Genomic DNA, 23,340 nt, shown 5'->3' on the forward strand with positions numbered 1-23,340 from the left:
GCACGCCGCGCCGGCATGCCAAGTGATCAGCGCGCCGAAAGCGGCTTCTTCACCGCCTTGAGCAGCGCGCGCTGTATGACCTCGTTGCCGGCGACGAGCGAACCCGCCTCGAGCATATCCTGGCCGCCATCCATGTCGGAGACGAAGCCACCGGCCTCGCGGATCAGCAGCAGGCCGGCGGCAATGTCCCAGGCCGACAGGCCGGTTTCCCAAAAGCCGTCCATGCGGCCGGCGGCGACATAAGCGAGATCGAGCGCGGCGGAACCCAGGCGGCGCACGCCCGAGACCTCGGCCATCACATTGCGCAACTCGACGAGGAAATTGCCGTGCTGGCCGCGGCCGAGATGCGGCACGCCGCAGCCGATGACGCAGTCGGTGAGCTTGCTGCGGCCGGCAACGCGCAGCCGGCGATCGTTCATGAAGGCGCCGCCGCCGCGCTCGGCGGTGTAGAGCTCATCCATTGCCGGATTGTAGATGACAGCGGCGACCAACTGGCCCTGTCGCTCCAGCGCGATCGAGATGGAAAAGATCGGAATGCCGTGCAGGAAATTGGTGGTGCCGTCGAGCGGGTCGACGATCCAACGGTGCTGGTCGTCGTCCCCTGCGATCATGCCGCGCTCTTCCATCAGGAAGGCATAGCCCGGCCGTGCCTTCGACAGTTCGGCAAACAGAATGTCCTCGGCCTTGCGGTCGGCTTGGCTGACATAGTCGCCCGGTCCCTTCATCGACACCTGCAGGTTCTGCACCTCGCCGAAGTCGCGCGACAGCGAGCGGCCGGCCTTCATGGCGGCCTGGACCATGACATTGAGAAGTGCGGAGCGTGCCATCGTATCTGTTCCTGCCTACGCGTCAGTCTGCGCGGCGCATGTAGGTGAGTTCGTTGGTGTCGACGACGATGCGTTCGCCGGCGCCGATGAATGGCGGCACCAGCACGCGGATGCCGTTTTCCAGCACCGCCGGCTTGTACGAGGACGCGGCCGTCTGGCCCTTCACCACCGGGTCGGCCTCGGTGATGGTCAGCGTCACCTGGTCGGGCAGCGAAATGCCGATCGGCCTGTCCTCATAGAGCTGGACCGTCACCATCATGCCGTCCTGCAGGAAGGCGGCGCGGTCGCCGACGAAATCCTTCGCCAGCTCGAGTTGCTCGTAGCTCTGCGTGTCCATGAACACCAGCGCGTCGTCCTGGGCGTAGAGGAAGGAAAAATCCTTCAGATCGAGCCGGATCTGCTCGACGGTCTCCGCCGAGCGGAAGCGCTCGTTGAGCTTGGTGCCGTTGATCAGGTTCTTCAGTTCGACCTGGTTGTACGCGCCGCCCTTGCCGGGCTTGACGGTGTTGGTCCTGACCGCCACCCAAAGGCCGCCATCGTGTTCGATGACATAGCCGGGACGGATTTCGTTGCCATTGATCTTGGCCATGATGAGATTGATCCGGGATGCTACCAACGGCTTGGCCGTTGGTATGGGGATGGTCGCTGGACAAGCGATTTCGGGCCCCCAAGACCACAAATCGGCAGGAGAGGCAAGGGATGCCAGATCGCCCGACAGCGGCTGGTAGCCTCAAACTTGGGCTGCAATGACTTTGCCGACGGCCTCGACGATGGCATCCGCAGCCTCAGTCAGCCGGTTGAGATGAGGCGAGCGAAGTGCGGCGACCTGTAAGGAAAGGTCGACATCTTCCGTGTTGACGAGCATGAGGCCGTCGGGAAGTCGGCGCCTTGCAAGACGCAACGGCATTAGCCCAAGGCCGTGCCCCCGACGGACCCATTCCATCTGCAAGGCCGGATCCTGTATCTCCGCCGCGATCTCGAAACAACGCCTTCCGCCGACCAGAACCGACATGAGTTTCTGGCGCGCGTCGCAAGGGGCCGGACTAAGCACCCACGGCATGGGTGTCCGGCCACCGTCTTCCGGATCGGGGACGGTGGACGCAGCTATGACGCCAAGACGTTCAGTGCCAAGCGCTTCCGGGCCTGGCTTATCCGACGATCGCAGAACAATCGTCACATCGAGCTCGCCGCGTTCGAACTGATCGATCAGTTCGGCGCTCCAGCCGGTCTTGAGCCGTAGCGACACTTTCGGGAACGCCGCCGCGGCGTTGGCGATGGCCCCGGCGATGTCGCGGTCCGAGAGGCCATGGGCGAGACCCAGGCGGAACAGTCCTTCCGGCTCGGTCTTTCCGGCGAAGGATTTCAGCGCTTCTACGGAAGCGATGATATCGCGGCCGCGCGCCAGCACTTCCAGCCCCGTCGGCGTCAGTCGCGGCGGCTTTTGCCGGCGGTCGAGCAGCGTCGTGCCAAGCATGTCCTCCAGCCGCTGGATCTGCCGGGTCACAGCGGGCTGGGTCAGCGGCAGGCGCCGGGCGACCTTCTGGATCGAGCCCTCCTCGGCAAACAGGGCGAGCGTGCGCAATTCCTCAAGCATAGCCAGAACCATGTCTCGTAGGCATAATCATTGTAAACATTATGAATTTGAAATCCATCGCCTGGCAAGCAATTTTCCTTTCAAACGAAAGGACGACGACAATGAAGGCAATCGAACTGCAGAAGCCGGGCGGCATCGACAATCTCGAGATGGTCGAACGGCCAATGCCGGAACCCGGCCGTCAGGAGATGATCGTCAGCGTCAGGGCGACGGCGCTCAACTACCGCGATGTCGAGATCGCGCGCGGCAGCTATCACACGACATTCCCCTTGCCGCTGGTGCCGCTTTCCGACGGCGTCGGCGAGGTCGTCGCGCTTGGCCCCGAGGTCAGCCGCTTCAAGGTTGGCGACCGGGTCTGCGGCACGTTCTGGCAGCGATGGGTCGGCGGCAGCTTCGCCATGGCCGAACCTTCCTACCAGCGCGGCGGCCCGATCGACGGTTTGCTGAGCGAATTCGCCCGGCTGGACGAACAGGCGGCTGTCATCGCGCCGGCGCATCTCAGCGACGTAGAGGCGGCGACATTGCCTTGCGCCGCCGTCACTGCCTGGCATGCGTTGTTCACCGAGGGCAAGCTCAAGCCAGGCGAAACCGTGCTCAGCCTCGGCACCGGCGGCGTGTCGCTGTTTGCCGTGCAGTTGGCAAGGGCGGCCGGCGCGCGCGTCATTGTTACGTCGAGCAGCGATGAGAAGCTTGCCCGGGCGAAGAGGCTTGGCGCGCATGATGGCGTCAACTACCGCGACGATCCGGATTGGTCGTCGGCCGTGCTGGCGCTGACCGATGGCCGCGGCGCGGATCACATCATCGAAGTCGGTGGTCCCCAAAGTTTCGCGCAGTCGCTCAAGGCGTCGGCGCGCGGCGCCCAGATCAACGTCATCGGTTATCTCGGCGGCAGCGAAGGGGTGATCAATCCGCTCGACATCTTCCGACGCCAGGTGAAAGCACGCGGCATACCGGTCGGCTCGCGCGAGTCCTTCGAAGCGATGAACCGGGCGCTCGCCGTCAATCGGCTGCGGCCGGTGATCGACCGGGTCTTCCCATGGGCAGAGGCAGCGCAGGCCTTTCGCCATCTCGAACACGGCTCTCCCTTCGGCAAGGTCGTGCTGGATCATACACAGTGACGTTGCGTGTCAGGGCAGGCGGTTGGCCTTCTGCAAGGCTTGCTTTGTCTGATCGTCGGTCAGCCCTTGCAGGAAATCGTCCATCTCCGGATCGATAAGGCCGGCGCGGCGGGCGACCACATACCAGGCCCCGGCCAGGATCAGGTCGGGGTCGGTTCCGATGCCGCCCATATAGAGCTTTGCCAACCGGTTCTGGGCAGCGACATTGCCGCCTTCAGCTGCCTGCTTCATCCAGTTGAAGCCGGATTTCAGGTCGCGAACACCGCCCCGGCCCTCGATCATCCAGGCGGCAAGATCGATCTGCGCGGTGTCGTAGTTCTGCCTGGCAGCCTGTGCCAGCAAGCTGCGGGCCTTTCCATCGTCGCGGGTCTTGCCGCCGACGCCATTGGCATAGACCTGCGCCATCGCATACTGGGCGTCGGCAAGCCCTGTCGCCGCGGCACGCTCATAATAAGGCACAGCCCTGGCGATGCCGGCATCGCCCGGATCCTGCTGCACGAGCAATTGCGCGAAGTTGAACTGCGCCAGCCGGTTGCCGGCCTCGGCGGCGGCCTGCATCAGCGCATAAGCTCCCTTCTCGTCCTTCTTGACGTAGCGGCCGTCGAGCAGCATCAGCGCATACTGGAACTGCGATTCAGGAATCCCCTGCTCGGCGGCCTGCGCATACCATTTGGCGGCTTCCGCTGGGTTGAGCGGCACGCCCAACCCGCGCGACAGGATCTCGGCCACCAGCGTTTGCGCCGCCGGGTCGCCATTCTGAGCCCGCACCAACGCCAGATTGTAGGCCGTCTTGTAAAGGCCGCGCTGGAAAGCGCCATAGGCGGGGTCCGCCGGCTTGGCGCCGAAACGTTCGGGGTTGATCGCGTCGGCCGACGGCAGCGGCGCGGTTGTCGCCGGCTGCGGCAGCGGGGTGTCGATCGGCTTGTCGATATGGACGCCGGAATCCGTGGCACCGGCTTTTGGAGCACCCGCATCGGGAGCGATCGCATCCGGCACGCTGAGGGCGGGCGCGCTGGTGTCCGGCCTCGGCTGCGGCAGCGGAACGGTCTCCGCCGCGATCGCTGCCCCGCTCATCAAGGCCGCAACGAGAACCGCGAGAGGAAGTCCATGTCGGCGCACGTCAGCCCTCGAAGCGCGGCGCGGTTTGGTCGAGCAGCGCATTGGCGGCGGCAATCGCCGCCTTCGGATCGGCGCCTTCGGCAAAGACGGCGCTGGACAGCGCCACGAACTCGGCGCCAGTGGCGGCCACCGCTTCTACCGAGGCGATGGCGGAACCGGCCATGACAATGCAAGGGATCTCAATCACGTCCGCCCACCATTGCCCGAGCGACAGGTTGCGCGGATGCGGTTCCGGCTTGTTGTCGTAGCCGAAGCGGCCGAAGAAGATGTAGTCGGGTCTGGTTTCGCCGAGTTCCAGCGCGTCGTCGCGCGTCTTGGCGCCACCGGCGCCGACCATCATCTTGCCCTGGAAGTGTTCGATGGTCTCGGCGAGCGCGTCCTTGGAAACCTCGACATGAATGCCGTCGGCCTGGACACGGCCGGCAATGCGGGTATCGCCGGCGATGATGACGGCGATGCCGGCCGCTTGCGCGGCCGGTACGATCTGTTCTGCAAAGGCCTGGAAGGCAGCCTCGTCCATGCCGCTCTCAGGCAGGATCAGCGAAGCGATATCACCGCCGTCGAAGGCAGCCGCAATGCGCTGCGCCGGAGCGTCCTTGGGTGCGATCAGCACGATGCGGCAGCGGTTGGGGGGTGTTGCGTCGTTCATGGCTTTCGATCCCGGGTTTCGCCTATGCCGGGCGAAGATGGTTGCATTGCGGCATAGAACAAAGCGCCCGCCTTGAACAGGCGGGCGGGGAACGATGCGCTGGCTTTGGTTTACGATCGCCGGCGAGCCGACGCTCTGCGGCTCATTTGACGGCTTGCGGGCTTTCGGCCGGCGATTTGGCCCTCCACAAAGTCCAGCCGAGATTCATGCCGGCGGCGGCGATCAGGATCGCGGCTGCGCCGACGAGCTGGGCCGGATGCAGCCGGTGGCCGAAGGCCATCACATCGACCAGGATCGCAACGACAGGATAGATGAAGGACAGTGACCCCTGGAGATGCGTCGGCAGTTTTTGGATGGCGGCGTACATCAATACGTACACCAGGCCGGTGTGAACGACGCCAAGCGTGGCCAGCATGGCCCAGCTCCAGGCATCGGCGGGCAAATGCGAGAGGTTGGCGAAGGGCGCCAGCATGACGACGCCGACGCAGACCTGGATCAGCGCGATCAGATGCGGCGGGGTGCCCTTGAGCTTCTTGGCGACGATTGCCGCGACAGCCCAGAAGAAGGCCGCTCCGAGCGCCATGACGATGCCGATGACATAATCTGTGCCGGTTATGCCGGAACCGACACCCGCATCGGGCCCTGTCTGCACGATCAGCAGCATGCCGGCGAAGGCGATGCCGAGCCAGGTCAGCTTGGCCAGGGTCAGCCGCTCGCCGAAGAACAGCGCGCCGAAGCCGACCAGCATGAAGGGCTGCGTGTTGTAGACCGCCGTGGCAATCGAGATCGAGGCGCGGGAGAAGGCGCTGAACAGCAACAGCCAGTTGATGACAATGGCCGCGCCGCCAAGAGCGGCGATGGCAACAATGCGCAGCGTCAGACTGCCGCGCAGCAGTCCGAGTGCCGCGCAGGTGATCAGCAGCGCCACCGCTCCGAAAGCGCAGCGCCAGAACACCACGTCCATGACGGGCTGGCCCGACATGACGACAAACCAGCCGATCGTGCCGACGATCGTCATCGCCGCCGTCATCTCGATCGTGCCGCGTACCGTGTTGTCCATGACAATACCTCTATCTGTTGAGGCCATAATCTCATGCCGTCTTGAGGGTTTATATGCCTTATGAAAGGTGATAAGGGGACAACACCTTATTTAATAAGGCGCGCGCTGCCCTTTTGCGAGGAGATGAAAATGCTGGACGAGTTGGACAGAAAGCTTCTCGACATCCTGATCCTGGATTCGCGGACTTCGTTGAAGGATCTGGCGCAGCAGGTCGGGCTGTCGTCGCCGAGCGTCTCGGAACGGCTGCGGCGGCTCGAGGAACGCGGCGTCATCCGCGCCTTCACCATCGAGATCGACCCGGAAGCGCTGGGGTTTCCGTTGCAGGCGATCGTGCGGGTGCGGCCACTGCCGGGCAAGCTGCATATCGTCCAGAAGCTGATCGAGGAGATCCCGGAATTCGGCGAATGCGACAAGGTCACCGGCGACGACTGTTTCGTGGCCCGGCTCTACGTGCGCTCCATCGGCGAGCTCGACAAGCTTCTCGACCGCATCGCCGACAAGGCGGAGACTAGCACCGCCATCATCAAGGCGCAGCCGATCCGGCGCCGTCCGCCGCCACTGAATTAAGCTCCAGCTTGTAGCCGATGTGGCTGGCCTTGAAGCCGAGCCGGTCATAGAAGCGATGCGCGTCCTGGCGGCTCTTGTTGGTGGTCAGCTGGACAATCTTGCAGCCGCGTTCATGGCACTGTTCGATCGCCCATTCCAGCAGACGCTGTCCCAGCCGTTCGCCGCGGCGGTCTGCGACGACGCGCACAGCCTCGATCTGGCCGCGCAAGGCGCCCTGCAGCGACAGCCCGGCGAGATAGCTGATCTGCAACGTGCCGATGACGCGGCCGCTATCCGTCATCACGGCAAGAAACTGGTTGGGGTCGGCGTCGATGGCGGCAAAGGCGTCGCGATAGGCCTTGGCGAGTGGTTCGGTGGCATCCTCGCGGCTGCGGCCAAGCGGATCGTCGGCGAGCATGACTACGATGGCAGACAGGTCGGCCGCTTCGGCGCGGCGGATGTGGGGTTCGCTCATTGTCAAAAACCTGGGGGTCAAAAACCTGGGGCCAAAACCTGATGCAGCGGGGACGGCGCCCTTATGCATCGGCGGCGATCTTGCCGCAAATCCGGAACCGTCGCTTTACGCACAGTTGATCGACCCGGCCCGGCATTTTCCCGGTCGCGGCGCAAGGGATTCTGGGCTATTGCAGGGCAACCGTCTTCCCTCCAGCCATTTTCAGCTCATGTCAGGTCTGCTCGCCGATCCGTGGTTTTATGCCGCCGCCATTCCGGCGGTGATACTTGTCGGGCTGTCGAAAGGCGGCTTCGGCGGCGCTGTAGGCTTCGTTGGCGTGCCTTTGATGGCGCTGGCCATGCCGCCGGTGCAGGCGGCGGCCATCCTGCTGCCGATCCTGTGCCTGATGGACATCGTTTCGGTGTGGACGTGGTGGGGCGTCTACGACAGAAAGATGCTGGTCGACATGATGCCGGGCGCGGTGATCGGCATTGGGCTCGGCTGGCTGACGGCAGCGCTCGTAACCGAAGAGATGGTGCGGCTGATCGTCGGCGCTGTCGCGCTGATCTTCGTGCTGCGCTGGCTCTATCTCCAGTTCCGCCACGGTTCCGACCATGCGGCGGCGCCCAACCGCATCGCCGCCGCCTTCTGGGGCACCGTCGCCGGCTTCACCAGCTTCGTCGCCCATGTCGGCGGGCCCCCCTTCCAGGTCTATGCGCTGCCGATCCGGCTCGATCCGAAGGTGCTGTCGGGGACATCGGCGATCTTCTTTGCCGCCACCAACGCGCTGAAGCTGATCCCCTACTTCGCGCTTGGCCAGTTCGACACCGCCAACCTGACGGCGTCGGCCGTGCTGATGCCGCTGGCGCCGCTGGCCACCATCGCCGGCGCCTGGCTGGTGCGGCGCATGCGGCCGGAGATTTTTTATCCCTTCACCTACGCGACCGTGGCCGTGGTCGCGGTCAAGCTGCTTTGGGACGGGATCGCCGGCCTGCTCTAAATCCCGCTCAGGCGGCTGCCGGTTTGGTTCGCGGGGCGCTCGCAAAGGTCAGCGATGCACCACCAACGACCACGACCGCCATGGCGCCGAGAGTGGCGATGTCGTGCGCGGTCGGCTTCAGCACCATGTCGGCGACGACGACGATCATGATGACGAAATCGAACTTGACGATCCGTATCATGCGGCGCCCAAACGCTATGGCAGCCGGGGTCATGCCGTCCGCGGCAAGCATTGTGGCAAGCTTTTCGAACGAAGGCTTCAGCACGAGGATACCGGTCAGAAACGCGGCGGCGTAGCCGCAAAGGCCGATGACGACCCAAAGGTCGGAGAAGCCGGTCCATAGCGAAGTCAGCACCAGACCAGAAGCCAGGGTCGCGATAGACGCCGGCACGAACAGACGCAAGCCGAGTTTGTCCGTCGTTCTCAGCATGACCATCAGCGTCTCGTCGTCGCCGTCGCGATCGGCGAGTATCGAAACCAGCAGCATGGCGAAACCGCCGCCGAGCCAGAGGATCGCTGCCATGACATGCAGGAATTTGAAGAGAGAATACCAGTCCATTGCCGCTCCTTGTGCATCGTTCCGGGGGTAAACGCTGCTATCGCGCGTCTGCTTCCGAAGGAGGGCGGATTATCTCCGTACATGTATCCAGAAGATGCCGCGTGGGTGCCGGCTTGTTGCGGTGGCGCCGTCGCCGGATTTTACCGCCAGCCCGCACAATACCCGGCATTTGCCGGATAGACGCCGTGTCGGCATTGGCTGGTTTCGCGGCATGATCCTGAAACCTGCGGGGACTAAGCCGCTCGCGACCGACGCTCCATTTTGGCCGCGCGCGGTCGGACCAAGTCTGCAACAACCAACGAGGGTATCCCATGCAAGGCGTAGCACGAAATTTCTTCACCCTGGCCGTCATCTATTCCCTGTGCGGCATGGCGCTCGGCCTGCATATGGCGATCTCCAATGACCATGGGCAGATGCCGACCCACGCGCACACCATGGTGGCGGGCTGGCTGATGTCGGCGGTGTTTGCCTTCTTCTACCACCTGTTTCCAGCGGTCGGGCAAAAGACGATTGCCGTCGTGCATTTCTGGCTGACGGCAATCTGCGGCATCGCACTGATGATTGGGCTTTACTTTGAACTTGCCGGCCATCCGGAGATCGAGCCGGTGCTGGCTTCCTCCTCGATGGGGTTTTATGCGGCAATGCTGCTGTTCGCCTTCATTTCCTTGCCGGCTGTGTGGAAGAAGGCATGAACAAGCCGACGATCAGGCTTAGGGCACCGTTGTGCTGATACGGCACAGAAGGGCAGCGGTCGATCAAGAAATATCCGCGCCGTTAAGGGTTCATTAAGCTTTACAGGTGTTTACTATGTCCATCCAGTGATCTGGATTCTTACCGAGTGGTTGGAGCCACTTCGTTTGACGCCTCCCTGTTAAACTCCTGAGAGCCGCCTTATCCGCGGCTCTTTTTTTGTCTGCTTTTGGTCCGCTTGGCGCCCCTGCGCAGGCGTTAACCGTTTGTTAAACATGTGCTTGCCTTCGCCGGCGGCGAAGCGCATTTTCAAGCTTCAGTCATCTAGGGTGCCGGCGTGACGGCGAGAAGCCGAATCAGCCGACGGGGCAGTGCAGGGGCGTATCGATGAACGAGCCTTCGAAGGGCATCGCGAAAACCATCAAGCTGGCGGAACGCCGGGTTTTCTCCCAATCCTTCAAACCGCTCTACCAGGAAGGCATGGGCCTGGTCGAACAGGCAGCCGAGTATCTTGACGGCAAGGGCCGGGCCGAGGCCAAGAAGCTGTCCAGGCTGGCGGCGACGCTCTATGCGGCCGAATCGATGCGGCTGACCACAAGGTTGATGCAAGTCGCCTCCTGGCTGCTTTTGCAGCGGGCGGCAAATTCCGGCGAGATGACCCGCGACCAGGTCGCTTCGGAAAAATCCAAGGTGCGTCTCGACACCGCCTCGGCGCATGACGAAGCGGTCGGCTGGGGCGAACTGCCGAAGGATTTCCTCGACCTCGTCACCCGCTCGCTGCGCCTGCAGGCGCTGGTGCGCCGCATGGACGAAGAGATCTATGGCGGCGCGTTTGCCGAGACGCCTGCCGCCGCCCGCCGCGCCAATCCGGTTTCCGACCAGATCACGCTGCTGAACACGGCTTTCGCTCGAGGTTAAACGCCTCCGTTTCCGGTTTGTTCACATTTCCCTGACATCGCTGTGCGCCGGAGGTAGACTTCGCGCATGAGGGAAGCGATTCGCATTATCGGTATCGATCCGGGGCTGAGGCGCACCGGCTGGGGCATCGTCGAGAGCCTCGGCAACTCGCTGCGCTTTATCAGCTCCGGCACTGTACGCTCCGACGACAAGGCGGCGCTGGCGACACGGCTCTGCCAATTGCATGACGGGCTGGCCGAGATCCTGCATGCGGCCATGCCCCAGGAAGCGGCCGTCGAGCAAACCTTCGTCAACAAGGATGCGGTGGCGACACTGAAGCTCGGCCAGGCGCGCGGCATAGCCATGCTGGTGCCGGCGCGCGCCGGCCTTGTTGTGGCCGAATATGCCCCCAATGCCGTCAAAAAGGCGGTGATCGGCGTTGGCCATGGCGACAAGAAGCAGATCCACATGATGGTAAAGGTGCTGTTGCCGAAAGCCGTTTTCGACACCGAACATGCCGCAGACGCGTTGGCTATCGCCATCTGCCACGCGCATCACCGGCAAAGCGTCGCCTACAGGATGGCGCTGGCATGAGGGATCACGCATGATCGGCAAATTGAAAGGCACGCTGGACGAGATCGAGGAGGATTTCTGCCTCGTCGATGTGCACGGCGTCGGCTATGTCGCCTATTGCTCGGCGCGCACGCTGGCCGCGCTGCCTTCGCCCGGCGAGGCGGTGGTGCTGTTCATCGAGACCTATGTGCGCGAGGACATGATCCGGCTCTACGGTTTCCAGTCGGTGCTTGAGCGCGAATGGTTCCGGCTGTTGATGAGCAATGTGCAAGGCGTCGGCGCCAAGGTGGCGCTGGCCATCCTGTCGACGCTGGCGCCGGCAGACCTCGCCAATGCGATCGCGCTGCGCGACATCGCCATGGTCAGCCGCGCGCCCGGCGTCGGCAAGAAGGTGGCCGAGCGCATCGTCACCGAGTTGAAGAACAAGGCGCCGGCCTATGCCGGAACCGCCTCCGGCACCATCGGCCTTAAGCAGGAGCTCGGCGAAGGCGTGGCGCCGGCGCCCATTACCGACGCCGTCTCGGCGCTGGTCAATCTCGGCTATTCGCGCGACACAGCAGCCAATGCTGTCGCGGCGGCGCTGAAGACGGCCGGCGAGGACGCCGATGCCTCGAAGCTCATTCGTTTCGGGCTGAAGGAACTGGCGCGGTGAGTGATTGCTTGTCCGGTCCTTTGCCCTGTGCGAGGAAGGCCGCATGAGCCTTTCACCCCGCCTCATTGCCCCGGAAAAGCGCGGCGAGGATGCTGAGCAGACCTTGCGGCCGCAGACGCTCGCCGATTTCGTCGGCCAAGCCGCGGTGCGGGCCAACCTCAAAATCTTCATCGAGGCCGCCAAGGGCCGCAGCGAGGCGCTTGACCATGTGCTGTTCGTCGGGCCGCCGGGGCTTGGCAAGACAACGCTGGCGCAGATCATGGCGCGCGAGCTCGGCGTCAATTTCCGCTCGACCTCCGGTCCGGTGATCGCCAAGGCCGGCGATCTCGCCGCACTTCTCACCAATCTGGAAGACCGCGATGTACTGTTCATCGACGAGATCCACCGGCTCAATCCGGCAGTCGAGGAAATCCTCTATCCGGCGATGGAGGATTTCCAGCTCGACCTGATCATCGGCGAAGGTCCGGCGGCACGCTCGGTCAAGATCGATCTTGCCCGCTTCACGCTCGTCGCCGCCACCACCAGGCTCGGCCTTTTGACCAACCCGCTGCGCGACCGTTTCGGCATTCCGGTGCGGCTCAATTTCTATTCTGTCGAGGAACTGGAGCAGATCGTGCGGCGCGGCGCCCGCATCCTGCAAATGCCGCTTGGCGACGATGGCGCGCTGGAGATCGCACGTCGCGCCCGCGGCACGCCGCGCATCGCCGGCCGGCTGCTGCGCCGGGTGCGCGACTTTGCCTCCGTTGCCGGCGACGGTCACGTCGACAAGCAGGTTGCCGACGAAGCCCTGACGCGGCTGGAGGTCGACGCGCTCGGCCTCGACGCGCTCGACCGCCGCTATCTCTCGATGATCGCGCGCAATTTCGGTGGTGGGCCGGTCGGCATCGAAACCATCGCCGCCGGCCTGTCCGAGCCGCGCGACGCCATCGAGGACATTATCGAGCCCTATCTGATCCAGCAGGGTTTCATCCAACGCACGCCACGCGGCCGCGTGCTGACCGCCAATGCCTGGCGCCATCTCGGCCTCGACGCGCCAAAGGATCTGGCACAGCAGCAGATCAACCTGTTCCAGGAAGAGTAACGGACATTTGTTCTTCGGAACGGATTTCTGTGCAGAATCTCCTCAAACCTGCCAGCGTGAAGGCGCATTCCTCGATTGTATCGGGCGTCGCAATGTCGGCGCGAACTGCTCCGATCAAGGTCGGAGCCAGAAAAGTGATCACCAGACGCGGGTTCCTGAAATTCGTCGGGGGTTCGTTCCTCTCGCTGGCGTCGCTCAGTGCCTATGCGGTCGGCATAGAGCCGATGCTGTTGACGCATGTGAAGCGCTACCAGCTGACGCCGCCGCATTGGCCGGCGGGCTTGAAGCTGCGCGTTGTAGCACTTGCCGATATTCACGCCTGCCGCCCCTGGATGACGCCTGAGCGGATCGCTTCGCTCGTCGAGGGTGCGAACGTGCTGCAGCCCGATCTGATCGTACTGCTCGGCGACTATATCTCAGGCATGTCCCTGCTGATGCACCGGATGGAAGCCCATGAATGGGCGACGGCCTTGTCAGGACTGAAGGCGCCGCTTGGTGTCCTGTCGATCCTCGGCAATCACGATTGGTGGCACGATCCTTTCGCGCAGCAGGCCGGAGCGGGGCCGACTGTGGCGCGCAAGGGCCGGCATCTCGGTTCTGGAGAACGACGCTGTGCGTCTGGAAAAGAATGGATACGGCTTCTGGATCGCCGGACTCGCCGACCAGCTGGCCCTGTTACCGAACAAGGCCGCAGGCCGCGACAGATTTGAAGGCCTGGACGATCTCGACGGCACGCTGGCCAAGATCATCGACCAGGCGCCCGTCATCCTGCTCGCGCATGAGCCGGATATTTTCCCGAAAGTGCCGGGGCGGGTTTCGCTGACGCTGTCGGGCCACACACATGGCGGGCAGGTCAGGCTGTTCGGCTATTCACCGGTGGTTCCGTCCCGCTTCGGCAACCGTTTCGCCTATGGCCATGTCGTCGAGAATGACCGCAATTTGATCGTGTCAGGCGGGCTCGGCTTCAGCATCGCACCGGTGCGCTTCGGCATGCGGCCGGAAATACTACAGATCGACCTCGGTTAGAGCATGCCGGTATTCAGGTGATGCCGGCCTGCAAATGAGGTGTTCCTGCGCTTCCGGTAGTCACGGACCAAAGTCCGCTCCGTTCCGGTTTTCGGACCCCTCATTTTCGACTCGGCCTGACCTGAATCTCGACATGCCCTAGGGCTAATGGAGCGAGCGGATCGCATCCATCACGGCGGGTTCGGCCTTTTCGCCGTTGAAAGCGTCGACGATGCCGAAGGCGCCGCCAAAACTCCACACCGACCATGAGAAACCATGCGCCTCGGCGCGCGCGATCATGTCCTTGACATAGGCGGCGCGGTATTTGGGCGGCATCACATAGGCATTGCCATACTCCTGGCGGACCATGCCGAACTCGCCAAGTGTGATGTTTTCCGGCTTGATGGCGTTGGCCTTCGCCCAGGCCTCGACCTTTTCGAACGGCGCATCCATGACGCCGAGCAGCTTTTCGCCCGTGTCCATGCTGGCGACTTGTTCATCGAGATAGGCGAGCAGGCCGTTCCGTCTGGTCCACGGCGCCTCGGCTTTTATCTTGGCGCGGATCGCATCCAGCGTCGCATCGAGCTCGGCGCGCGGCACCGCGGTCAGCGGATAGGGCAGGCCGGTGACATAGGGAATGAAATCGCCGGCCCAGGTCGCGCCCTGATGGGTCAGCACGAACGGGTCGTAGGAGTGGAAGGTCCAGATGATGTTGTCGTCGGGGATGGTCTTCGGATCGATCCTGACCAGCGAGGCCGCGTTGGAATAGCAGGCGCCGGTCAGGATCAGCGTCAGCCTGGTAGCCGAGGCGCGCGCGGCCGCGAACAGCTTCTGCTGACGCTCCGGCCAGAGGCTGGTGCCATCGCTGTCGCAGTCGACGATCGGCTCGTTCATCGGCTCGAAGGCGACCTGCGCCGGGTCCTCGGAGGCCAGCGTGCGCGCAATTTTGCGGATGACCTCGACATAGGCGTCGAAGGTGGCGGGATCGTCCATGACCTGGCCCATGCCGATCTCGCGGCCGCCGCCGGCGGGGATCAGGTGCATGTCGACGATCACTTTCAGACCGGCGCGGTTGATCATGCGGGCCGAGTCCCGCACGCTGGCGTAAAGATCGTCGCGCAGCGCCAGCGTCTGGTCCGACATGAACGGCGAGGGATCGACTGGCATGCGCAGGAAGTCGAAACCGGCGGCCTTCAGCGCCTTGAGGTCATCCTCGTGGAGAAACTTGCGCCATTCCGGATAGGGCAGGATGGCTTGTCGGTCGTTCCATTTGTCTTCCCCGACCCAGGTCGTCCACTGGTCGAGGTTGAGGCCGCGCTTGATCGAAAAGCTCGCGGCATGGCCGGGCAGCGCAGACGCCGCCAGCACCAGCAGCGCTGCCATCACGGTCTTGATCATCGCCGTCAACAGTGCCATCCGGTTTGCTGCGCTGGTGATTTTGGCAAGACAGGTGCCCCGCCGGGGGCAAAAAGGAAAGCGCGATGGACGATCATGGTGAATCGGCGGCACTCGCTGCCGGGCTTTCGGGCGCGCTGATGGAATTCGGCCATCGGCTGATGGCGCGGGTCTATTATGCCGACACCGATTTCTCCGGCGTGGTCTATCACGCCCGCTATCTGGAATTCTTCGAGCGCGGCCGCTCGGACTATCTCAGGCTGGCCGGCGTCCACCACACCGAACTTCACCAAGGTAAGCACGGCGAGAGGATCGTCTGGGTGGTGCGGCGCATGGAGATCGACTTCCGTGCACCTGCCCGCATGGACGATATCCTGACCATCGACACATCAACGCAGGATATTTCCGGCGCCCGCATCGTCATGGCGCAGCAATTGAAACGCGGGACAGAGGTGCTGGTCGAGGCAAAGGTCGAGGCAGCGATCATCGGCGAGAACGGCAGGCCGAAACGCTTTCCGAAAGAATGGATCGCGGCCTTTCTACCGAGAGCAAGCTGATATCAAGGTCTGGCGGCCGGCAACGAGCGGCCAATCGGCAGCGCATTCGATTGTGGATGGACGGCCTGCGGCGTCGCTGGGCGCGGCAATGCGCCGCGCCATATTTCCTAACCCATCCTTAACCATAACGGTTCATGAAGAGATCGGTGAAGATTGGAAGAATCCGCGCGCCTTCCTTTCACCAATATTTGCCCTGAAAAGGCCGCCAACGGTGCATTTTGGGGTTAATCCGGAAGCCAAGCGCGAACGGACCACAAGGGATGCCCATGGGCCAGCCGCCAGCGATGCCCGGAAAATCTTAAGGACTGAAGCATGGAAACTACCGCACTCGCCGATCCGGCAGCGCAATTGTCGATTTGGGCGCTGTTCACACAGGCCAGCTGGGTGGTCAAGCTGGTCATGATCGGTCTGCTCTGCGCCTCGGTCTGGACCTGGGCGATCATCGTCGACAAGCTGGTCAGCTATGCCCGCATGCGTCTGTCGCTCAATCGCTTCGAACAGGTGTTCTGGTCGGGGCAGTCGCTGGAAGAGCTCTATCGCACGCTTGCCGACCGGAAGACCACGGGCATGGGTGCGATCTTCGTCGCCGCCATGCGCGAATGGAAGAAGAGCTTCGAGAAGGGGGCCAAATCGCCGCTCGGCCTGCAGACCCGCATCGACAAGGCGATGGACCTGGCGTTGACGCGCGAGATGGAGAAGCTGGAGGGCCGTCTCGGCTTTCTCGCCACCACCGGTTCGGCTGCACCCTTCATCGGCCTGTTCGGCACCGTCATCGGCATCATGACCTCGTTCCAGGCGATTGCCGGTTCGAAGAACACCAGTCTCGCGGTTGTTGCACCCGGCATTGCCGAAGCGCTGCTGGCGACGGCCATCGGTCTTCTCGCCGCCATACCGGCGGTTATCGCCTACAACAAGCTGTCATCCGACGCGAACAAGATCGCGGTGCGGATGGAAGGGTTCTCGGATGAGTTCTCCGCCATACTCTCGCGCCAAATCGATGAAAAAGTAGCGCCTAAGGGCTGAGGTAAGTAGCGCCTAAGGGCTGAGGTAAGAAGATGGGTATGTCGGTTGGCATGGCAGGACGCGGCGGGCGCGGACACAGGCGGCGCGGCCGCCACCATGCATTAATGTCGGAAATCAACGTCACGCCGATGGTCGACGTGATGCTGGTGCTCTTGATCATCTTCATGGTCGCCGCACCTATGTTGACGGTCGGAGTGCCGGTCGACCTGCCGGAGACGAAGGCCAAGGCTATGAACGCCGACACCCAGCCGATCACCGTTTCGATCGACGCGGCTGGCAAGATTTTCCTGCAGGAGACCGAAATCCCAAGGGAAGAGCTGGTCGCCAAACTGCAGGCGATTTCCAAGACCGGCTACGAAGAGCGCATCTTCATCCGCGGCGACAAGGCGACCAACTATGGCGCCGCGATGGAGGTCATGGCCCTCATCCAGGCCGCCGGCTACAAGAATATCGGCCTGATTTCACTGCAGCAACAGGATCAGTAGACGCACGATGAAGACCGGCCTCACCACATCGGTGATACTGCATACGGTGGCACTGGCTTTCGGCCTGTTCACCCTGTCGGCGCCGGCCGCGCTGCCGTCCACGGATGTGGAGTCGATAGCGGTCGACATCGTTCCCATGGAAGCCATTGCGCAGACGCTGCAGGGCGACAAGAAGGCGGTGATGCACGAAAAGCCGGCGCCGATGCCGACCAAGCGTCCCGACATCGTGCCAGATGCACAGAAAATCGGCGAGAACAGCGTTGATACCGACAAGCCGGTGACGGACGAGCCCAAGCCGAAGCCGGTGGAGAAAACAGCGACGGCTGCTCCGGCGCCGACCCCGACCGAAAAGCCGAAGACCGAGGACACGCCGAAGCCGAAGGAAGCGCCGAAGCCGACACCTGCGACGGAGGTGGCGCCGGAGCCGCAGCCGAAGGAAGAGGTCAAGCCCGAGCCGGTGAAGCAGGTTGAACCGAAGCCGACCCCGGTGAAGGAGCCTGCACCAACACCGCAGCCGGACACGACCGCCGCCATAGAGCCGAAGCCACGCGTGAAGCCCGATGCGGTCGCCGAAGCCATATCGGATCAGCAGCCTCTGGAAGAAGCGCAGCTTCCGACTTCCGCTCCTGCTCCCGAAGCACGGCCGAAGCCGCAGCCGGCGCAGGCCGAAAGCGCGAAGGCTCCGGACCGCAAGGACACCGACAAGCCGGTCAAGGAAGCCTCGTCGAAGCCGAAGTCGGATGACAAGCAGTTCAATGAGGCTGACATCAAGGCTTTGCTCGACAAGCAGAAGCCATCCGGCGGCGGCGCCAAGCGCTCGACCCAACAGGCATCGCTAGGCGGCGACAAGGATCAAGGCCAGAAGCTGTCGAAGTCCGAGCAAGGGGCATTGGAAGAACAACTCGGTGGCTGCTGGACCCTCCCGGTTGGGCTTGAGGGTTCTGAGGATTTCACCGTGGTGATCCGTTTCAGCCTGGATGCCTCCGGCAAGCTGGAGGGCCGTCCGACCGTCGAGAAGTCCAGCGGCAACCCCCAATTCGACAGCAGCGCGGTTCGCGCTGTGCAGAAATGCGATGTCGCCGGCCTGCAGGTGCCCGCCGGAAAGCATGACATTTGGTCCGACGTTCGCGTCAACTTCGATCCCAGAGCGATGCTTGGCCTGTAGCCTGAGCACCCAGAAATCAGCAAGAGAAGCGAGAAGACATGAAATCCATCCTCAAGCCGCTCCTGATGGTCGCCGCGATGGCGATGGGCATGAACGCCGTCGTCACCTTGCCTGCTCGAGCAACCCTCGAGCTCAACGTCAACAAAGGCAATGTCGAACCGATGCCGATCGCCATCCCAGATTTCCAGGGAGGGCTCGGCGCGCAGATTTCCGAGATCGTCACCGCCGACCTGAAGCGCTCCGGTCTCTTCGCACCGATAGACAAGAACGCCTTCATCGAGAAGATCGCCAATCCGGATGCGCAGCCCCGTTTCGACGACTGGAAGGTGATCAATGCGCAGGCGCTGGTCACCGGCAGCGTGAGCAAGGAGGCGGACGGCCGAATCCGCGCCCAGTACCGACTATGGGATATTTTTGGCAACCAGCAGATAGCCGGGGAGCAGTTTTTCGCCAACGACGCAAATCAACGCCGTGTCGCCCACATCATCGCCGATGCGATCTATGAGAAGCTCACCGGCGAGAAGGGCTATTTCGACACACGCGTCGTCTTCATCGACGAATCCGGCGCCAAGAATGCGCGTAAGAAGCGGCTCGCCATCATGGACCAGGACGGCGCCAATGTGCGCTATCTCTCCGATGGCCGCTCGATCGTGCTGACGCCGCGTTTCTCGCCGAATCGGCAGGAAATCACTTACATGTCGTATGAAAGTGGCCAGCCGCGGGTCTATCTGCTGCAGATCGAGACCGGACAGCGCGAACTGGTCGGCAACTTTCCCGGCATGACCTTTGCGCCGCGCTTCTCGCCCGACGGCCAGAAGGTGATCATGAGCCTGCTGCGCGATGACGGCAATTCCAACATCTTCGCCATGGACCTGCGAAGCCGCTCGACCACCCGGCTGACCAACTCGACCGCCATCGACACCTCGCCCTCTTATTCGCCCGACGGCAGCAAGGTGGTATTCACTTCCGATCGTGGCGGCCGTGCGCAGATTTATGTGATGGGCGCCGACGGCTCGGGCCAGACCCGCATTTCGTTCGGCGACGGCGTCTATTCGACGCCGGTGTGGTCGCCGCGCGGCGACCTCGTGGCCTTCACCAAGCAGACCGGCGGCGAATTCCAGATCGGCGTCATGAAGACCGACGGTTCGGGCGAGCGCATCCTCTCCTCGGGCTTCCAGCAGGAGGGACCGACCTGGGCGCCCAACGGCCGCGTGCTGATGTTCTTCCGCGACTCCGCCGGCGGCCCAAAACTGGTCTCCGTCGATCTCACCGGCCGCAACGAACAGTCGATCCCGACCGCGAATTTCGCGTCGGACCCCGCTTGGTCGCCGCTGCTGGAGTAACCAACTTTCGGCCTGGTCCGCTCGCTTCGTTGCAACTCGGCAACACTACCTTAAAAGCCCCGTTTTGGGGCTTTTTCCACGCCAAAGTCGCGTTTTGGCCGCATTTCCGCCTACGGTCCGCGACCATTGTGGCATCAGGTCATTTTGGCTGGGGACGGCGGCTGAAACCAAATTTTAACCGTGTTTCTTGAATGCCGGTTAACCCAAACGTGGTTACTGGGTGATCAACGAAGTCACTCGAATACGAAGGAGAGGCGGCATGGGCCGTATCGCAGCACTTACCAGAAACCCGGCGATGATCGCCCTGATCGCGATGCTCGCCATCACCGGTTGCGCCTCGAAGAAAACCCCGAACAACGCTGCCGATCTCGGTCTCAATGGCGCGGGTGCGGCAACGCCGGGCTCGGCGCAGGACTTCACCGTCAACATTGGCGACCGCATCTTCTTCGACACGGACTCGACCGCGATCCGCGCCGATGCGCAGACGACGCTGTCGCGGCAGGCACAGTGGCTCAACCAGTACAAGCAGTACGCCATCGTCGTCGAAGGCCATGCTGACGAACGCGGCACACGTGAATACAATCTGGCTCTCGGCGCCCGCCGCGCCGCCGCCACTCGCGACTTCCTGGTCGCCAGGGGCGTTTCGGCGAGCCGCCTGAAGACCATTTCCTACGGCAAGGAACGTCCGGTCGCGGTCTGCGACGACATCTCCTGCTGGTCGCAGAACCGCCGCGCGGTCACCACGCTCTCCGGCGCCGGCTCCTGATACGCAAGACGGCGGCGCCTTAGTCGCATAATTGCAACACCTCCATGCGAAAGGCGGCCTTGTGGCCGCCTTTTTCAGTTTCGGTCCCGGAAACAAAGCCGGAAACAAAATTTGGCCGAAGTCTCGCCTCCTGCTATGAGCCGAGGGCGTCGTGCCGGTCCCACTGTGATCGGAAGGCGCGAACAGGCTCACGATTCACGGCGAGAGGCACATGCATTTCAGATCGGTCTTGAGCGGCACGCTTGCGCTGCTGCTCGTATCAGGCTTCGCGGCTTCTGCGAGCGGCACCGGACAACCCGCGGATAGCGGCTTTTCCTTCCATCTGCCGACGCTCGGCATTTTCGGCAAGAAGGAGAAGCCGGAGCAGCAACAGATCGCGCAGCAGCAGGACGGCACCGCCGCCGCGGGGCTGGAAGATCAGCTCCGGCAGATGAACGGCAAGCTCGAGGAACTCAACTTCCAGATCCTGCAGATGCAGGAGCAGATGCGCAAGCAGCAGGAAGACAACGAGTTCCGCTTCCAGCAGTTGGAAGGCGGCTCCAGCGGGCAGCCGCCGGCCCAGAAGAAATCGGAGGCCGCGCCGCAGGACGGTGGCGCGGGCACCGGCGTCGCCGAGGCCCCGGCAGACCAGGCGCCGGCCGATGCCGGCGCGCAGCCGGATGGCGGCCAGAGCGTCGGCGAGGTCATCGTCGAATCGCAGACCGGCGATCCCGGCAAGGTGATCAACGGCACGCCGCCCAAGACCTTCGGCACCATCACCGTCGACAAGAACGGCAATGTAATCGACGCCGGCGGCAACACGCAGGCAGCGGCGCCGGCGGAAGGTGCGGCTCCCGCCGCCGAGGCGCCGGCTGCCGGGGCTAAGACCGGCAAGTCGGACGGCACGGTGGTGGCGGCGCTGCCTGCCACCAACAACCCGGAAGAGATCTACCGCAACTCCTACCAGTTCATCCTGTCGGGCGACTACAGCACCGCCGAGCAGGGTTTTCGCGACCACATCGCCCGCTTCCCGAAGGACGCCAAGGCGGCGGACGCGCATTACTGGCTTGGCGAATCGCTGCTTGGCCAGCAGAAGTATCATGACGCTGCCGAGGTTTTCCTCTCCGCCAGCAAGGACTATCCGAAGGCCAAGAAGGCGCCTGACATGCTCCTGAAGCTTGGCGTGTCGCTGGTCGGCCTCAAGCAGAAGGATGTTGCCTGCGCCACCTTCGGCGAGATCGGCAAGCGCTATCCCGATATTTCGGCCGCGCTCAAGGAACGCGTCAAGCAGGAGAGGGCGCTGGCGGCGTGCTAGTATTTGCCGTGTTGTCCCAGAACCGGGGCCACTTTTGCGCGACATGCATTGATGCTCGATACCGAGCCTGACCTTTCGAATTTTTCGCAGATCGACTTTACCAACGGCGCGCTTGCGGCCGTGTCCGGCGGCAGCGACTCGACCGCCCTCCTTCTTCTCCTCAAGGCTCACCTCGACCGCAGCGCCCCGACAGCCCGGCTGCTGGCGGTGACGATCGACCACGGCCTGCGTCCGGAAGCAGCAGCCGAAGCGCGCAGCGTGGCAAAGCTTTGCGCCGAGCGCGGCATCGCGCACCGGACGCTCAACTGGTCCGGCGCCAAGCCGTCGGCCGGCCTGCCCGCGGCGGCGCGCGAGGCGCGCTACCGGCTGCTGGCCGAGGCAGCGCAGGCGCAAGGCATTGGTGTGATCGTGACCGGCCACACCGCCGACGACCAGGCCGAGACCGTCCTGATGCGAGCCGCGCGGAATGACGGGCGAGAGCTTGCAGGCCGAGGTCTCGCCGGCATGGCGCCTGCCACCCTCTATGACTGGCGGATCTGGATCGCGCGGCCGCTGCTCGGCGCTCGGCGCGCGGCGTTGCACGCCTTCCTGCAGCGCGAACATGTCGGCTGGGTCGAGGATCCGACCAACATCGACACGAATTTCGAACGCCCGCGCATCCGCGCCGTGCTCGGCGAAGACCGGAGCGGGCAGCGTTTTGCCGAAGCGATCGGCCTGGCCAGGCGGGCCGCCGGCGAGCGCGAACAACTCGGTCGCCGCGCCGCCGCCCTGATCGGTGAATTTGCCAGCCGGCCGGCGAGGGGTGTCATCCGTCTCGATCCCGGTCTTGCCGAAGCTGACGACACGCGAGCCGCGGTCTATGCGCTGCGTGTCCTGCTGGCGGCGACGGGCGGCACCGCCTCGTTGCCGGACCAGGCGCGCGGCGAAGCGCTGTTCGAGCAGATGCGGGCCGGTCGGCTTTGCGCCACATTGTCGCGGGCGGTCGTCGATATCAGGCGAAACGGCATCTTCCTGCGCCGTGAATCGCGCGACCTGCCGCGTCCCGCGCCGGCAGTTGGCACTCTGCTCTGGGACGGTCGCCGGCGGATCACGCCAGACATCGAAGCCGGGGCGATCACATTGGATGACAGTCCGGGTGCATGGTTGATCGCGCCGCTTGGCGCCGCTGCCGCCGCCAAAACGCCGATTGCCGGGGATGGCGCGCCGCCAAGCCTTGTGCGCGCCGCCCTGGCTGCGGAACCGGCGCTGTGGCGCGGCGGCGAATGCCGTGGTTTTGCAGGGGACGTAGCGGCGGCGCCGGCAATCGCCGTCAGCCCGGTCGTTGCGCCCTTTGCCCGTTTCCTGCCGTGCTTCGATCTGGTGTTGGCGCAGGCCGTCGCCGAGTTGATCGGCGCACCGCCTGTCCCGGCTTGCCCTTTGGCCGCCACAGTGCCGGTTGATCATGGCGCGAAAGCTTAACCCAGACGTGCTGTTATGCTTGGCAAGGGG

25 protein-coding genes and 1 pseudogene are annotated in these 23,340 nt (G+C 63.6%); 17 read left to right on the top strand and 9 right to left on the bottom strand.

What is annotated here, in order from left to right:
• Nucleotides 1–26 precede the first annotated feature (26 nt).
• The 3 genes from NKH54_RS07245 to NKH54_RS07255 all read right to left on the bottom strand — a co-directional run bounded on the left by NKH54_RS07245 (nt 27) and on the right by NKH54_RS07255 (nt 2,433).
• Nucleotides 27–827: an inositol monophosphatase family protein gene (locus NKH54_RS07245; RefSeq protein WP_023684166.1), complete on the bottom strand. Its 801-nt coding sequence runs from the start codon at nt 825–827 to the stop codon at nt 27–29.
• 22 nt (nt 828–849) lie between these two features.
• Nucleotides 850–1,416, bottom strand: a complete 567-nt coding sequence (gene efp, locus NKH54_RS07250; protein WP_023668757.1) for an elongation factor P — start codon at nt 1,414–1,416, stop codon at nt 850–852.
• A gap of 141 nt (nt 1,417–1,557) precedes the next feature.
• The gene (locus NKH54_RS07255) at nt 1,558–2,433 is read right to left on the bottom strand and encodes a LysR family transcriptional regulator (protein ID WP_023700278.1); all 876 of its coding nucleotides are present in this window, start codon (nt 2,431–2,433) and stop codon (nt 1,558–1,560) included.
• An 89-nt stretch (nt 2,434–2,522) separates the two neighbouring features.
• Between NKH54_RS07255 and NKH54_RS07260 the strand changes: the two genes are divergently transcribed.
• Nucleotides 2,523–3,539, top strand: coding sequence for a zinc-dependent alcohol dehydrogenase family protein (locus NKH54_RS07260; protein WP_352911251.1), 1,017 nt, complete (start codon nt 2,523–2,525; stop codon nt 3,537–3,539).
• Between the two features lie 9 nt (nt 3,540–3,548).
• Here NKH54_RS07260 and NKH54_RS07265 read toward each other — a convergent pair whose 3' ends face one another.
• From NKH54_RS07265 to NKH54_RS07275, 3 genes are all read right to left on the bottom strand, one after another.
• Nucleotides 3,549–4,613 (bottom strand): tetratricopeptide repeat protein, encoded by a 1,065-nt coding sequence (locus NKH54_RS07265; protein ID WP_352765346.1) that lies wholly within the window; start codon nt 4,611–4,613, stop codon nt 3,549–3,551.
• 46 nt (nt 4,614–4,659) lie between these two features.
• Nucleotides 4,660–5,307 (bottom strand): thiamine phosphate synthase, encoded by a 648-nt coding sequence (locus tag NKH54_RS07270; RefSeq protein ID WP_352741537.1) that lies wholly within the window; start codon nt 5,305–5,307, stop codon nt 4,660–4,662.
• Nucleotides 5,308–5,449: 142 nt separating this feature from the next.
• On the bottom strand, nt 5,450–6,367 hold the full coding sequence (locus tag NKH54_RS07275) for a DMT family transporter (RefSeq protein ID WP_352911247.1): 918 nt from the start codon (nt 6,365–6,367) through the stop codon (nt 5,450–5,452).
• A 129-nt stretch (nt 6,368–6,496) separates the two neighbouring features.
• Between NKH54_RS07275 and NKH54_RS07280 the strand changes: the two genes are divergently transcribed.
• Nucleotides 6,497–6,934 carry an Lrp/AsnC family transcriptional regulator gene (locus tag NKH54_RS07280; RefSeq protein ID WP_023704892.1) on the top strand — a complete coding sequence of 146 codons (438 nt, stop codon included), beginning with the start codon at nt 6,497–6,499 and terminating at the stop codon, nt 6,932–6,934.
• Here NKH54_RS07280 and NKH54_RS07285 read toward each other — a convergent pair.
• Entirely contained in the window at nt 6,891–7,388 is a 498-nt protein-coding gene (locus tag NKH54_RS07285; RefSeq protein ID WP_352911244.1) for a GNAT family N-acetyltransferase, read from the bottom strand. The two genes, NKH54_RS07280 and NKH54_RS07285, sit on opposite strands and share 44 nt — an antisense overlap.
• A 208-nt stretch (nt 7,389–7,596) precedes the next feature.
• Here NKH54_RS07285 and NKH54_RS07290 point away from each other — a divergent pair, with 208 nt between their 5' ends.
• Nucleotides 7,597–8,367 carry a sulfite exporter TauE/SafE family protein gene (locus tag NKH54_RS07290; RefSeq protein WP_023668765.1) on the top strand — a complete coding sequence of 257 codons (771 nt, stop codon included), beginning with the start codon at nt 7,597–7,599 and terminating at the stop codon, nt 8,365–8,367.
• A 7-nt stretch (nt 8,368–8,374) separates the two neighbouring features.
• Here the strand turns inward: NKH54_RS07290 and NKH54_RS07295 are convergent, their stop codons facing one another.
• On the bottom strand, nt 8,375–8,926 hold the full coding sequence (locus NKH54_RS07295) for a DUF2269 family protein (protein ID WP_023694595.1): 552 nt from the start codon (nt 8,924–8,926) through the stop codon (nt 8,375–8,377).
• A 311-nt stretch (nt 8,927–9,237) separates the two neighbouring features.
• Here NKH54_RS07295 and NKH54_RS07300 point away from each other — a divergent pair, with 311 nt between their 5' ends.
• The 6 genes and pseudogenes from NKH54_RS07300 (at nt 9,238) to NKH54_RS07325 (ending at nt 13,845) form a co-directional block, all read left to right on the top strand.
• Nucleotides 9,238–9,618 (top strand): hypothetical protein, encoded by a 381-nt coding sequence (locus NKH54_RS07300; protein WP_023668767.1) that lies wholly within the window; start codon nt 9,238–9,240, stop codon nt 9,616–9,618.
• Between the two features lie 385 nt (nt 9,619–10,003).
• A complete protein-coding gene (gene rcdA / locus NKH54_RS07305) occupies nt 10,004–10,534 on the top strand; it encodes a protease adaptor protein RcdA (RefSeq protein ID WP_023668768.1) in 531 nt (176 codons plus the stop codon).
• A 66-nt stretch (nt 10,535–10,600) separates the two neighbouring features.
• Nucleotides 10,601–11,107 carry a crossover junction endodeoxyribonuclease RuvC gene (gene ruvC, locus NKH54_RS07310; protein ID WP_023668769.1) on the top strand — a complete coding sequence of 169 codons (507 nt, stop codon included), beginning with the start codon at nt 10,601–10,603 and terminating at the stop codon, nt 11,105–11,107.
• A gap of 10 nt (nt 11,108–11,117) precedes the next feature.
• The gene (gene ruvA, locus NKH54_RS07315; RefSeq protein WP_023668770.1) at nt 11,118–11,738 is read left to right on the top strand and encodes a Holliday junction branch migration protein RuvA; all 621 of its coding nucleotides are present in this window, start codon (nt 11,118–11,120) and stop codon (nt 11,736–11,738) included.
• 43 nt (nt 11,739–11,781) lie between these two features.
• A complete protein-coding gene (gene ruvB, locus NKH54_RS07320) occupies nt 11,782–12,819 on the top strand; it encodes a Holliday junction branch migration DNA helicase RuvB (RefSeq protein ID WP_352911242.1) in 1,038 nt (345 codons plus the stop codon).
• Nucleotides 12,820–12,953: 134 nt separating this feature from the next.
• Nucleotides 12,954–13,845, top strand: a pseudogene (locus tag NKH54_RS07325) (metallophosphoesterase).
• Between the two features lie 144 nt (nt 13,846–13,989).
• Here NKH54_RS07325 and NKH54_RS07330 read toward each other — a convergent pair.
• Complete coding sequence (locus tag NKH54_RS07330) at nt 13,990–15,240, bottom strand: glycoside hydrolase family 5 protein (RefSeq protein ID WP_023711979.1); 1,251 nt, start codon at nt 15,238–15,240, stop codon at nt 13,990–13,992.
• Between the two features lie 65 nt (nt 15,241–15,305).
• Here NKH54_RS07330 and ybgC point away from each other — a divergent pair, with 65 nt between their 5' ends.
• The 8 genes from ybgC (at nt 15,306) to tilS (ending at nt 23,310) form a co-directional block, all read left to right on the top strand.
• Nucleotides 15,306–15,776 carry a tol-pal system-associated acyl-CoA thioesterase gene (gene ybgC, locus NKH54_RS07335; RefSeq protein ID WP_023711978.1) on the top strand — a complete coding sequence of 157 codons (471 nt, stop codon included), beginning with the start codon at nt 15,306–15,308 and terminating at the stop codon, nt 15,774–15,776.
• Between the two features lie 312 nt (nt 15,777–16,088).
• Nucleotides 16,089–16,799, top strand: coding sequence for a protein TolQ (tolQ, locus tag NKH54_RS07340; protein ID WP_023673844.1), 711 nt, complete (start codon nt 16,089–16,091; stop codon nt 16,797–16,799).
• Nucleotides 16,800–16,831: 32 nt separating this feature from the next.
• The gene (gene tolR, locus NKH54_RS07345) at nt 16,832–17,284 is read left to right on the top strand and encodes a protein TolR (protein ID WP_023673843.1); all 453 of its coding nucleotides are present in this window, start codon (nt 16,832–16,834) and stop codon (nt 17,282–17,284) included.
• A gap of 7 nt (nt 17,285–17,291) precedes the next feature.
• The gene (gene tolA / locus NKH54_RS07350; RefSeq protein WP_023673842.1) at nt 17,292–18,449 is read left to right on the top strand and encodes a cell envelope integrity protein TolA; all 1,158 of its coding nucleotides are present in this window, start codon (nt 17,292–17,294) and stop codon (nt 18,447–18,449) included.
• A gap of 38 nt (nt 18,450–18,487) precedes the next feature.
• On the top strand, nt 18,488–19,792 hold the full coding sequence (gene tolB, locus NKH54_RS07355) for a Tol-Pal system beta propeller repeat protein TolB (RefSeq protein ID WP_023673841.1): 1,305 nt from the start codon (nt 18,488–18,490) through the stop codon (nt 19,790–19,792).
• 259 nt (nt 19,793–20,051) lie between these two features.
• Nucleotides 20,052–20,558 (top strand): peptidoglycan-associated lipoprotein Pal, encoded by a 507-nt coding sequence (pal, locus tag NKH54_RS07360; protein WP_023684182.1) that lies wholly within the window; start codon nt 20,052–20,054, stop codon nt 20,556–20,558.
• A gap of 211 nt (nt 20,559–20,769) precedes the next feature.
• A complete protein-coding gene (ybgF, locus tag NKH54_RS07365) occupies nt 20,770–21,852 on the top strand; it encodes a tol-pal system protein YbgF (protein ID WP_023694601.1) in 1,083 nt (360 codons plus the stop codon).
• Nucleotides 21,853–21,903: 51 nt separating this feature from the next.
• Nucleotides 21,904–23,310 (top strand): tRNA lysidine(34) synthetase TilS, encoded by a 1,407-nt coding sequence (gene tilS, locus NKH54_RS07370; protein ID WP_353027943.1) that lies wholly within the window; start codon nt 21,904–21,906, stop codon nt 23,308–23,310.
• Nucleotides 23,311–23,340 lie beyond the last annotated feature (30 nt).

It is taken from the genome of Mesorhizobium sp. M1004 (assembly GCF_040318795.1).
Lineage (GTDB): Bacteria > Pseudomonadota > Alphaproteobacteria > Rhizobiales > Rhizobiaceae > Mesorhizobium.